Origin of the sequence: Amphritea atlantica (assembly GCF_018860855.1) — a bacterium.
Classification (GTDB): domain Bacteria; phylum Pseudomonadota; class Gammaproteobacteria; order Pseudomonadales; family Balneatricaceae; genus Amphritea; species Amphritea atlantica_A.
Map to the genome: position 1 here is coordinate 72,109 of NZ_JAHKQE010000004.1, position 12,443 is coordinate 84,551.

The 12,443-nt window shown below is 44.3% G+C and carries 12 protein-coding genes; 4 read left to right on the top strand and 8 right to left on the bottom strand.

Annotated elements, in window-relative coordinates:
• Window positions 1–275: 275 nt before the first annotated feature.
• The 3 genes from KO512_RS01270 to KO512_RS01280 all read left to right on the top strand — a co-directional run bounded on the left by KO512_RS01270 (window position 276) and on the right by KO512_RS01280 (window position 3,328).
• Window positions 276–1,328 carry a C4-dicarboxylate TRAP transporter substrate-binding protein gene (locus tag KO512_RS01270; protein ID WP_215950521.1) on the top strand — a complete coding sequence of 351 codons (1,053 nt, stop codon included), beginning with the start codon at window positions 276–278 and terminating at the stop codon, window positions 1,326–1,328.
• A 125-nt stretch (window positions 1,329–1,453) separates the two neighbouring features.
• Complete coding sequence (locus KO512_RS01275) at window positions 1,454–1,984, top strand: TRAP transporter small permease (RefSeq protein WP_215950522.1); 531 nt, start codon at window positions 1,454–1,456, stop codon at window positions 1,982–1,984.
• Between the two features lie 3 nt (window positions 1,985–1,987).
• Entirely contained in the window at window positions 1,988–3,328 is a 1,341-nt protein-coding gene (locus tag KO512_RS01280; protein ID WP_215950523.1) for a TRAP transporter large permease, read from the top strand.
• A gap of 361 nt (window positions 3,329–3,689) precedes the next feature.
• Here the strand turns inward: KO512_RS01280 and KO512_RS01285 are convergent, their stop codons facing one another.
• The 4 genes from KO512_RS01285 to yegD form a co-directional block, all read right to left on the bottom strand.
• The gene (locus tag KO512_RS01285; protein WP_215950524.1) at window positions 3,690–3,959 is read right to left on the bottom strand and encodes a Txe/YoeB family addiction module toxin; all 270 of its coding nucleotides are present in this window, start codon (window positions 3,957–3,959) and stop codon (window positions 3,690–3,692) included.
• A complete protein-coding gene (locus KO512_RS01290; protein ID WP_215950525.1) occupies window positions 3,940–4,212 on the bottom strand; it encodes a type II toxin-antitoxin system Phd/YefM family antitoxin in 273 nt (90 codons plus the stop codon). Before KO512_RS01290 ends, KO512_RS01285 begins: the two co-directional genes overlap by 20 nt.
• Before the next feature lie 498 nt (window positions 4,213–4,710).
• Window positions 4,711–5,805, bottom strand: coding sequence for a DcaP family trimeric outer membrane transporter (locus KO512_RS01295; RefSeq protein ID WP_215950526.1), 1,095 nt, complete (start codon window positions 5,803–5,805; stop codon window positions 4,711–4,713).
• Window positions 5,806–6,975: 1,170 nt separating this feature from the next.
• Entirely contained in the window at window positions 6,976–8,328 is a 1,353-nt protein-coding gene (gene yegD / locus KO512_RS01300) for a molecular chaperone (protein WP_215950527.1), read from the bottom strand.
• 414 nt (window positions 8,329–8,742) lie between these two features.
• On the opposite strand from yegD, the gene KO512_RS01305 reads away from it, so the two are divergent.
• A complete protein-coding gene (locus KO512_RS01305) occupies window positions 8,743–9,093 on the top strand; it encodes a hypothetical protein (RefSeq protein ID WP_436792255.1) in 351 nt (116 codons plus the stop codon).
• Between the two features lie 107 nt (window positions 9,094–9,200).
• On the opposite strand, the gene KO512_RS01310 is transcribed toward KO512_RS01305, so the two are convergent.
• The 4 genes from KO512_RS01310 to KO512_RS01325 form a co-directional block, all read right to left on the bottom strand.
• On the bottom strand, window positions 9,201–10,517 hold the full coding sequence (locus tag KO512_RS01310; protein ID WP_215950528.1) for a type II toxin-antitoxin system HipA family toxin: 1,317 nt from the start codon (window positions 10,515–10,517) through the stop codon (window positions 9,201–9,203).
• The gene (locus tag KO512_RS01315) at window positions 10,511–10,834 is read right to left on the bottom strand and encodes a helix-turn-helix transcriptional regulator (protein ID WP_303492742.1); all 324 of its coding nucleotides are present in this window, start codon (window positions 10,832–10,834) and stop codon (window positions 10,511–10,513) included. Before KO512_RS01315 ends, KO512_RS01310 begins: the two co-directional genes overlap by 7 nt.
• A 391-nt stretch (window positions 10,835–11,225) precedes the next feature.
• Entirely contained in the window at window positions 11,226–11,387 is a 162-nt protein-coding gene (locus KO512_RS20575) for a hypothetical protein (protein WP_436792256.1), read from the bottom strand.
• 195 nt (window positions 11,388–11,582) lie between these two features.
• Complete coding sequence (locus KO512_RS01325; protein ID WP_215950529.1) at window positions 11,583–12,218, bottom strand: response regulator transcription factor; 636 nt, start codon at window positions 12,216–12,218, stop codon at window positions 11,583–11,585.
• Window positions 12,219–12,443: the final 225 nt, after the last annotated feature.

Genomic DNA, 12,443 nt, shown 5'->3' on the forward strand with positions numbered 1-12,443 from the left:
CTCTATCTGTGCCTATAAAGGGAGAGATGATTATGAGCGCGGCGGAAACGAAAGTGGTTATTACCCCTGTTTATGCTGTAATTACCGCTATTATCACGATTTTAACCCAAAAATAACATTGTGTAGACGTTAGGTGTAAAGCAAATAAAAGCGATTGTATAAATGAATACGATGGTCTTGATTTTTGCTTTTAATAGTGTAAATTGGTACTACGTTTCGCACAGCGAAAATAATCAAAATAAGCAAAGCTTAGACCGAACCGTAAGGAATTGAGAATGAATCTAATAAAAAAGATGGCACTTGTCAGCACTATAACGGCAGTGAGTTTAACTGCTGTGCCAGTATTCGCCTCCACAGTACTCACCTTTGGCGAACCAGGTCCAAACCGTGGCCAGCGGGCGGTGGATACCCAGTGGTTTGCAGACCAAGTTGAGTTACGCTCGGGTGGTGATTTAAAGATCAATATTCAATGGGGTGGGGCACTTTTCAAGACGAAAGCCGCGCGTCAGTCAATCGCGACCGGTGTCGCCGATATGGGCACGATTATTCAGGGTTATTTTCCTCGTGAGTTAGTATCTTACACCATTGGTGATATGCCCTTTGTCAATCAGGACGCTTGGGTCGGAACTCGGGCACTGAGTGAGCATATGAGTGATCCTGCTATCAAGGCTCAGTTAGCCGATCAGAACCTTACTTTCGTGGCACCGCACAGCGCCGGTAAGGTTGTCGTTGTATGTAAAGGCGATCCTATACGCACGCTGGATGATATTAAAGATAAGAACGTTCGTGGTATCTCTGCTTACGGTAAAGGTTTTGGTGATATAGGGGCCAACTTAGTCAACATGAGTATCTATAAAGCTTACCAAGGGCTGGATACGGGATTGATTGATTGTACGCAAAGTTATTTAGCGCCATCGGCTGCACTGAAACATTATGAAGTTAGCGACAACGTGACCAAAGTTAATTGGGGTCTGTTTGCTGGTTTGGGTATGTTTATTAATTCAGACTCCTATGAGCGTTTAAGCACATCTCAGAAAGAGGTGCTGGATGAAGTGGCTGCCGACTATGTTGATCATATTTCTAAAAGCGCTATAGAAGGTGAGATTACCGGTGAAAAAGCATTGAAAGATGCCGGTTTGGAGTTCTATACCCTGTCTGCTGAAGATTCCGAAAAGCTTTCAAAAGTCGGTGAACCTTACATTGTTCAGTGGGCCAAGCGTGCGACTCAAAGCGGTTTAGATGGTGATGCGATGGTAAGCCGTTATCGCGGTTTGCTGGAAAAATATACTCAGGAACTCAATGAAAAGGGCTATCCTTGGGCTCGCTAAGGTATTAATTTCTTGCGTTTTTTTGGAAGAACTAGGGATGGTTCTTGCTTAACCAATGATGGTATTCAGGCTGAATACTGTTGGTCGTCAGGTTCATAGCTATTTGGATAGTAGAGGTAACTGTGATGCTTAAAAAATTAGAACTAGGCGCATTGGCCATTGCTGGGGCGTGTATTGTTGCCCTCGGTTTGTTGATAACCACCACGGTTATCTTGCGGACGTTTTCTGGCGCAGGCGTTTCCGACGATGTGACCATTGTTAGTGAGTTAATGGTAGGCGCTATCTTTTTGCCCCTTGCTTATGTGACCGCTAACTATAGTCACATCACGATTGATTTTCTTTTTAACTGGATGAATGAGCGTGTAAAGCTTTGGACTCTGGCCATTGGTTCTACTCTCAGTCTTGTTATTTTGCTGCCGATGGCGGTAGCTGGGTGGAACGAATTTGCGCATGCCGTAGAGGCGGGCAGTTATTTTTGGGGTGATTTGGATTTACCAAAATGGCCAGGACGCTTTATCTTTTTCCTCGGCGCACTGTTGTTTGTTGTGCGTTTGAGCATCGTGTGTATCGCAGACCTTTTAGCGGCGATCCGAGCCGATGCCGATTATCTAGTGAAACGCACCGGTGCTGTTCACGACACCATTGAAGAGAGCTGATTCATGGATCCATTAACGTTAGGTCTTATCGGATTCGGTTGTGCGCTAGTCATGTTGGCGATTCGGATTCCTATCGCCTTCACACTTGCAGGCGTTTCAACTGCTTTTGTTTTTATTATTTTTGCTACGCGCTCCGGCGGCTTTGATGTCGAACGCGCCATAGCGCCAACCCTATCAATGGTATTTGCTAATACCTTTGATCTGGTGCACTCCTATGATCTAAGTATGATTCCACTGTTTGTCTTATTAGGGCATGTGGCTTATCACACCGGCATGACAACCGACATTTATCATGCGGCCCGTATTTGGCTGATGAAGGTTCCTGGTGGTGTCGCCATGGCGTCGGTATTTGGTTGTGGTGGTTTTTCTGCGATCACCGGTTCGAGTATCGCTTGTGCATCCGCAATGGGTAAAATTTGTTGTCCTGAGATGCTGCGGGCGGGTTACGACCAACGCTTGGCGACCTCGACAGTTGCCGTCGGTGGAACCCTAGGCTCATTGATTCCGCCAAGTGTGCTTTTCATTATTTACGGTATCTTTACCGAAATGTCGATTAACCGTCTCTTCTTGGCCGGTGTTATTCCAGGATTACTTTCTCTGGCTGGCTTTTTGGTGGTTATCTATATTTGGGTTAAACGTAACCCTGAAGCGGCGCCTGTTCCAGATGTGCAACTCGTCAAGGGTGATCGTCGTAAAGCGGCTATAAAATGTTGGCCCGCCCTGACTTTGTTTGGGATTATCATTGGCGGAATCTACGGCGGTATCTTTACCGCAACAGAAGCCGCCGCGATCAGTGCGTTTGTTGCCGTGCTGGTGGGTGTTTTACAAAAGAAACTGAATTGGAAACAGTTCGTTCAATCGGTAAAAGAAACCTGTACCCAGACTACCTCGATCTTTTTTATCGCCGCGGGCGCTAAAATCTTTGTCGGCTTTGTTGCCTTAACTGGCATGGCTCCTGCGCTGGTGGATATTGTCGAGTCTGCGGATGTGTCACTGTGGTTGTTGCTAGTCATGATCGCCGGTGTCTATCTGCTGTTAGGTATGTTCCTCGATCCACTGGGTATTTTAGTACTGACGCTACCGTTCCTAATCCCAATGGTAGAAGGTTATGGACTGGATCTCGTTTGGTTTGGTGTTGTCGTGATTAAACTGCTCGAAATCAGTTTAATAACACCGCCTGTGGGGCTTAACGTGTTTGTGATCGCCAGTGTCACCACCCCAGCAGTGAAGGTGTATGACATCTTTATGGGCGTATTGCGCTTCTTGGTCATGGATATCATGGTTCTTATTGCGCTGATTGCGTTCCCTATATTGTCCCTGCTGCTGCCCACCACGATGTTTTAGCACGTCGGTTTTGTCATCTCCGCCCGTCTTTTGACATTGGGCATTCAGCGTCTCTTAATATGATTAAGAGGCGCTTTTTTTTGGGAGCCTGGCAGTGATAAAACCACGCTTCCCTGTAGCGAGCAGCGCCCCATTGTGATTAACCTTGGTTAGGATAACCAACCTATTTCGGCGTGAGGGCACGCCTCCTACAACAAACATCACTTTCGTGGAAAGATATAACACTGTAGTGGCATAGTGAATTTGGCCACCTAATTAGAGATGCTACTACAGGTAGAGCTAACAAGTACTGCAGTCGGCTAAATTACTTACTGCACTCCTAATTTAGCAGTGAGCGTGGCGTTAAATTGCTCAAGCGAATTCAGAGGTCTTCGTAGTGGCCTCCGATGGCAAAAATATATATTGAATGATCGTCAAATTTATAAATTAATCTATCTTTTTGCGACATTCTCTTCGACCAAAATCCTGTTAAATTATGCCGTAACTGTTCAGGTTTACCTATTCCTTGGTTTGGGTCCCCTCGGAGCATTTCTTTTAGTAATTTGCATAGGGTTTTGTGTAGCTTCTTATCTTTTTCTCTAAGCGCTTCGTAGGTTTCCCACGTATTCCCTTCAAATACCAGTGATCTCATTTAATTCCTCACCGGTTGGTGTGTAGCCGTTGCCCTTTTCGTGTGTTGCCACACCTTGGGCGATCTGCTTCATTAGGCTGTTATTTTGTAGTACGTAGAGGGTTTCCTGTTCTCTTTCCCAGTCTTCGGCGCTCATGACGACAAATGCCTCCCCGGCTCTACGTGTAACCTTTATAGGGGCGTGATCATTAACTACCTGTTCTACATAGGTTTTTAATTTATCTCTAAACTGGTTTACGCTTACTGTATCCATAATGTTCACCAAGTGTACGGTAGTTCGGTACAAGTCTAGTCAATAAGCCTTAGCAAAGCAATTTACCGCATCTACACGGCGTTGTTTGTTTTATGCTATTGAGCTACGCTGGCAAAAATAATGCTACGGCGGTAATAGTATTATATGGAGTAAGCATGACCGAAGCCGTCTTTAGAGAGTTACTTCAGGCAGCATAGTTATGTCGCACTTCGGAGTTGGATTCGCGGATGAGTTTGATAAGTGCAGGTGAAGCAGAGAATAACGCTACAAATACTAGGATTACAACCAGACTATTATGCTTAGCCTTGGTAATAAGGTAGAGAAGGGTATTGAGTTAGTGCTTTAGTGAATCGGAGTCATGCAGCCTCTCTAACGAAAGAAAGAGCCACTATCCGGAAGGGGGCGGATAATGGCTCTATCTACTAAGTCCTTAGCAGCCGTTAATCAATAGCGGCATGGTGTCTGATATGGACTCGTTATTCAGACGCCATCGGGGGCTTAGAACAGGTAACGGGCAGAGAATTGAATACGATTCAAACCGTTATCGGAAGAACCATCCGCATATTCCAGATTGGTACGCTGTACTTCAGCGCCAAAACGTACTCGCTTATTAAGATCCCAAAGTACATTGGCATGCAGAGATTGAGTGCCGTCTAAGGTCGTTGCAGTGATAATATTAGCGTCCGCTTGAGTGGCAGAATACATCAACGTCGAACGTACATCTTTGTTCCAAAGGTGGCGGTAAGCTAGCGAAGCGCCAAAGGAATTAACGGTGTCAAAAGTACTGCCTGAACCTTCTGTTGCTGGGTGTATAAGGCCCATATAGCGACCCAAAGCACCCCCATTTAACTGCATCCGAATATCATCGGTTTTACCAATCTTAACTTTACTGGTTAAGCTGACAGCTGCTGCTGTTTCGGTGTCTCCAGTTGAACTTTTTAACTGACGAAGCATCATCGCCGCAGAGCCATGAAAGCCTTTGCTGTTATAGTCATATCGTGCGATAAGGTCAGGCATAGAGCCCGTGTCGGTGGTGCCTGTTTGTGGGTTTTCTGCCGCCAGCATTACTTTGCTGTTACCGAATGGCATCGTATAACGTACTTGAGCTTGTCGAACAAAAATGGTGCTTTTATGTTGGCCAAAGTCGATAATCTCACCTAAGTGAGCTAGATCCATGAACGTTGTCCAAGTTTGGCCCATGAGAAGACCATCCATTTCACCATAGGCATGACGCAGACGCAGGCCGTGTGAGTTAGAAACGATTTCATTACCCCCACTACCGTAAAAGTCCCCTTCAATATGTGTTTTTAGCGTTGAGCCATTGATCAATGTAGATGTTTTCAACCAGAAACGCGACTCACGTGCACTCATATCTAGGTTGTCATCATCATCACTATTGCCGTTTCTTAGATCAGATATCTTAACGATAGTACCGTTACCGGTATATTCAAAGTTATTGTAACTCGCGTCAAATTTGACATACCCACCAATGTTGAAATCGGTATCACCTGCTTTGAATTCAGCAGCATAGAGTGACGAAGTAAGCGACGCAGCACTCATAGCTACAACTAGTAGGGATTTTCTTATTTTCATACATATTCCTATCATCGATTAGAAAACCGATTTCAATTTGTTTTATTTTTAGAATATAGTTTCGCTAGGCGAACTAGAGTGTATTTATACAGAAACTAGGTATCGCATGCAATGCTATTGTTTTCATTTTTTGATGATTTTTGAGATATTGATTGATTATTGGCGGGTAAAGACTCTCGATAATTGGTTGCAATCGTGACGGGCACGGTGCTGTTCTTCGATGACGTAACGTCGGTCAGTCTAGAAGTCATAGCTCCGTTTTCGTTGAGTACCTTCGGCGATGAGTATGGAGCTATTTAAGGTGCACATAGGGAGGGCATATGCTGCAGGAGTGATTCTGGTACTGATAAGTTAACGCGCAATGGGTAACAACTCTCTTATGAATTAACTTGCTAGTACAAACGCCACCGATTCCCAGCTGAAATCATCTAATGCGCGGTATGGTTGTACTACCGGTTCAACCTTAGTCATCGAGACATTGAAGATTTTCTTGCCGAGCGTGATCTTGATGTCAGCTATGAGTCCATTCGTTTATGGTGCATTATATTCGGCCCCATATACTTCAGGCGATTGAAACGTAAGTACCTAATACATTCTACATTGACGAAGTTTTCGTGAAGATGGGTGGAAAACAGCACTGTCTGCGGCGAACAGGAAGTTAGGGTGATTGAAGAGGTGGCGTATTCTTACAGGGCCGTCAGCACGGTAAGGCGGCTAAGCGGTTCTTTAGACGACTACTGTAGAGCCACGCTGGTGAGCCGAGGACAATAGTAACGGATAAGTTGCGAAGTTATAGTGTTGCTCATCGAGAATTGATACTTGAGACGATTCACTACAGTTTTAGCTTACCAACAACAAAGCAGAGATCTCATATCAGTGACTCGGATGAGCGAGTAGGCAATGCGGCGGTTCAAGTCACGCTGGCAGGCTCAGTATTTTGTCAGTGTCCACACTGCTGTTCACAACTTGTTCAATCTCGGGCGGCATCTTGTTGCGGTTAAGCACTTCCGAAACCTCGGGAGAAGTGCGTTTGTATGTAGAAAGGATGCAGTGGCCTAACAGCAGAGCAGGGAGCTTGGCTTTCGTTGAGACGTTAATTTGTCAGTACTAGGGTTGGGGGCGTCAATCCCATCTCCCTAGTTAAAACACAATTAAATTTGAAAATAGCGTTCATTTGAAACATAAATCTGCCCATCGAGCCAACCCTTCAGTAACAGAGCTTAGATAGTTTCCACTCGCAATAGGTGTATTGGGAAGCACCGATTTAACAGTCTCTCGCACAATAGGAGAGCGAGACGAACCGCCTGTTATATACACCACATCCGGAGTGACTTCTCCTTGCAGCAATATCTCTTTAATTAAACTTTTAATCTGACGCATTGGTTCAGCAATTGATTTTTCCATCTGCTCAGAGAATATTGGGATATCAACCTTCTCAGAGAGTAAATCGATGCTTGCTAGATATTCAGATTGGTCTGAAAGTGCAATTTTTGCCTTTTCAGCCTCCCCGACAACCATGTGACCTAATGTTTTTTGATGCAACTGAATAAGCCTTTGTATCTTTTCTGGATACATAGCTTCTGCACGGAGCCTCTTCAATATTTCTAAATTCTCATACGAATAAAATTTGCGTTGTGCGTTGACATCATTCGTTGCAACAGCCTCCCAAAAAAATATCGTAGGCATTGCTTTACCTGACTTATAATTTGTTTCCTTACCAAACTCAGGCATGAATCGCTGAAACGCTATAGACATATCTAAATTGTTACCACCCACCGATTTTCCTGCATGTGCTAAAAGCGTCTCGGGACGGTCTTTTTTTGTTAGCCACTTCGGCCCCATACGTATCATGGAACAGTCAGAGGTACCCCCGCCAATATCAACAACGAGTACATTCTTCTCTGACGTTAGGGTTGACTCAAAATCCAAACCTGCTGCAACAGGTTCAAATTGAAACTCAATATGCTTAAATCCAGCCCTAGAAGCAGCGCTATACAATATTCCTTCTGCCTGAATATTAGATTTTTCGCCACCTAGCGTATTAAAAACCACAGGTCGACCTATGACCGTTTCGGTGATTTCTCGACCTAAATACGCTTCTGCTCTGCTTTTGATGTTAGCCATCATGGCACAAACGATATCTTCAAATAATGCTAGTTGGGGTTCTCGTAATTGTAGCGTGCCTAAAAAGGACTTCGGTGACTTTACGTAGTAGACGTAATCCGGGTCTTCTAGGTATAGATTTAAAGCCTGTTTGCCAAACAGTACATCATCTAATCTAACGTCCAAACCTTCGGCACGGTTGTCTGACATTGCACGGCTGAGAACGGCTTCACCGGCACTACTCGACGGTGCAATATTTAAGCAACGAAAAAGATACTCAGATACCGTTGCACGCGTTGGAGCGCACAATGCCGATAAAATAAACGTTTCGTTCTCTGATAGAGGAATCGTTTGAACATGACCATTCACAACATGCGCAACTGAACAATTAGATGTTCCAAAATCAAAGCCAATAGCCATTATTCACTCTCAATACTGTATCTTTATTCACAGATTCATTTTAATTTATTTGTGTACGTTCATTCACTCATACAACCGCTGTGAATGAGATAGTTTAAAAATCTATACTTTTCTTATCATTTCATATGCTTAATGTTGAAACAGGATGCACCCGAGGCGATCAGCGGGTAACGATGTACATAGATGATAAAGTCTTTACTAATAGGTGGGTGACATGGTCAGCAGGCTCGAAGATTAAAAATGAATTGTCTTATGGGAAGGGCTTATTAGCATCTTCCTTAGAAACCGTACCTTACTTGGAATTCCGCAATAAGCCAATCTGCTGCGATGTTTTTTAGTTCGTCGCGTTTTGTACCCCTCGATAACCCAGTGAACAAACGCATGGTCGCGATTTCATAAAGTCCACAGATCACTGTGGTCAATGGTGTTTCAGTTTGTGAATCCTACTTTGCCCCAAGCCCAGTGGCTGGTCTTGGCTGGAGCAGTGCGAAGTCTCCAAACGGTGAAGGTTTGACCGCGAGTCAGTTAAACCAGATGGATTGGAGCCAAGTCAATCTGGATAAATGGATAGGTATCTTGTCGATAACAGGCAACCTACCCGGAATACCGTCACTGGATCTGGAAAGACTCACAGGCTCAGGAATTACGCTAACCGTTGATGGAAATCGTCAGAGTGCCGCAGACAGAGCCATTGAACGGCTAAACGTAATGGATGCCCAGGAACTGCGTCAGGATGCGACGGAAGAAATTTCGGGGAATAATTGATTTGATAATTCACCGTATCCGTGTGTGCTAAATTGTTGTTTGGTTCTGGATGGCCTGAAATAAGAGGCCATCCTTTTTGCTCACAGGAATAGTCACTTTACGACTAACTAAATATCGAGCCGCAAGTTTTCTTGTATTTCATCTATCAGTGTTTTTGGTACATCCCGTTCCTCAGCAAGCTGACGCCAAGTTGATACGTGCTCAATCGTTGCATCAATAATATCGTCGATCTTTTTCTTGTTAAAAACAGGGCTAAGTTTCTCTAAACTATAGAAATCACTTCGTGTAAAGTTATCTCTTTTACCATTCAAGCTCATCCAATGGCTGTTCACCCATTTGCTGCCTGGTTTATAGCTATAAGCTAAATCATAAGCTGGTGCGAGAGACCATTTGTCTTTTTTCAGAATAAAGGCAAAGTTCTTTGAGTGGTCGTCATGATTTCGAGCAATGATATTGAACGTCATGCGCTTGAATAGCTGCTCAGCTTCAACAGCAGAAAGCTTCAACTGTCTGGCAATGCCAAATAACTCTGCGTAAGAAAATGACCCCGGCTTTTTATAATCAACGTGGGCAAGCCCGTTTAGCGTTTGTACGTGTACCTTGCTGTTTTTAATTCGATCAAACCGTTGTGTAATAAAGTGGCGTCGATTGCCTTCATGGAGTAAGCGGCATGGCATCATATCGACACCGCATTTGTTAGCCATTAAATGATAAACAAACTCCATTGCTCCATAGCCTAATGGGTCACCGAAGGTTTCCTGATTTTTGTTATGTTCACTAACGCCGTCAAATTTCATCAAATAATGAGTAAAACCACTTGGCGCTTTAGCTTGGCCGGAGCGAACTTGAGTAAAATCTTCATTAAATGCTAATACGGCTTTCGGTCGTGCTCCTCCCGCACTCATGCCAACAGATAATAAAGACATCATTGCCTCTCTATCGTCTTGGTCATTTTGTTTGAGTTCTACTTCAAAATTACCTCGTGAATCTAAGATTTCTTGTGCAATTGAAACGAGCGACTGGATTTCTACTTGTTGTGAAGCATTTAAACTTCGTAACTTTGTAGCTGGCGCATACTCAAGAGCTCCCATGCCTCGCTTTCCCGTATATTGGAGGCGTTGCAGTGGTGTAATGTCACTCGGTGAACGACCTTGACCTGCAACCCATGCGTTGAGAACTGCGTTACCAAAATCATCAGGTAAGGAGTCAGCTATTAAACCTGGTAGTCCTTTAAAGGTATTGAAATCCAGTTCGGGAAAGCTATAAATGCGATTCGATAATGGCATTTTGATCGGGGATAGCTCGACACCTTTTTTTATGAAGCCTGGATCATATTCAAATGCCCCAAGTCCCTTTTCAGTGTCAAAACTCACTGCGCCAACAACATCGTCTTGGTATGTTATTGTAAGGACTTCCATTACCATTCTGGTGTTTCCTCATCTTTGTTACTGCGCTGGCCTGAGGCTCTCTGCCTTTTCTTTCCTTGCAGTTTGGCCAGCTGTAAGGGCGAAATTTCTTGTTTAGGGAGAAATAGATCAATCTGCTGCGTGAGGTCTAATGCCATTAATATAGCAATCATGATCTCGAGCTGAACTTTTCCCTTTTCTGCATTCAAAACCGTTTTGCGGGCAATGCCAGCAAGCTCGGCAACTTCAGATTGTGTTAGGTCTCGATTTAGTCGAGCTTGCTTCAATCTGTCGCCGATCTCTTCTGCTAATGCTGTAGCTGTCACACCTTTCACTATAAAGTCCTATTTTGGTTACGCTATGCGAATTATTGTTACTTAATGTCCTTAATTTAGGACTTTAATGTAACATTGTCAAACAGTCTCTTCAGTGTCCTTTATTGGTTACATTAAGTCGTATTTAAACTGTTAGTGTAACCATTTAGGGACTTTATTGGGTTTGTAGCAAGCCCCTTCGAGAGGGGCTGGTTGAGGGGAGACTAGCTGCCTAGTTGGAGGGACTATCTGTTTCTTCTTCAGTTATATCGTCATCGGTTGAAGGCACCGCTTGTTCAACTTCTGCTTCTTTACCCTTAGCTTGAGCAGATTTTCGTGCTCGAATTTCGATATCAATAATGCGTCGAGCAAGTTTGATAATGCGCTGTTGCCATCTACACGTTGTTTGTTGCTAAGCACGCTGGATAACACAGAGTGTGTCCATTGAGATCATCAACGCATCTAGTTTGCGAACTAAGCCGACAAACTGGCTAACCTGAGGCGAGCTGATTCTGGCATTGAAGGTAATCGGGTCGGTGCAGTCAGGTATTTCATCGATGCCATTGGACTCCATCAGTTTGTCCAAACGAGTTTGTTCGCTGTCTACCGCCTTAGACGTCGGGACGGCAAGACGGCTAAGCGGTTCTTTAGACGGTTACTGCAAAGCCGGGGATTCATATAATAAGTGCGACATGCTTTGCTAAAGGTTGTGGCTTGATACTCTTCAGAAGGCCTTCCTGTCGGGTGTTATTTAATCGTAGTCGCGCTGTCATTGAATTTGCATAAGCGCTAGCTTAGCCGCTAATGCTGCTCGATTTTCTAATTGAGTTGTTCGCAAAATACTACTTACTTGATTCTTAATGGTTTGTAGAGCAAAGCCAGTTTCATTGGCAATCTCTTGATTGCTCAGGCCTGCACTCAAGAGCGCAGCGATACGTTGTTGGGTGTGATTGAGTTTGTCGAACAATGGAAAAGCCTCGGCGCTGGCAGCGGCCACAGGTGCGACACTGCCTAATAATAACTGCGGTGGAATATACACTCCGCCAGAGATCACCAGATCAAGCGCTTTAGCCATCACCTCATTGCCGGTCGATTTAGGAATATAGCCAGAGGCGCCGTTTTGCATCGCGGCGGCGACAATCTCAGGGGTTTCTGCCGATGAGATAATCACCACGGCGGTGCCGGGAAACTGCTGTTTGAGTTGTATTAATCCCTCCACGCCAGCGGCACCGGGCAGGTAGAGATCTAATAACACCAGTTCTATCTCATGATCACTAGCCAGCGCGGTCATAGCTGCGGGTAAAGAGGCCACTTCAGTGATCTGCCAAGTGGCATTGAGTGCCGAAATAATCTCTTTTAGCCCCTTTCGAATCAGTTCGTGATCATCTGCCAGAAGAATTTTCATAAATAGGTTGCTCAGTTAAATTTAAATCTAGGTACACCGCCAAAGTATTAAAGTACCTCGCTGCTGTGACAGTGATGTTGCAATAAGCCTTTTAAGTCATATACCTGCAATCAAACTGTTATTTAGTCAGTACTCAAAGCTTCGGTTACTCGGTACTCGAGTACTTGTTTTTCGTGTAGGTACTTGAAAAATAATGATTTTATTATAACAAAACAGTCACAATTG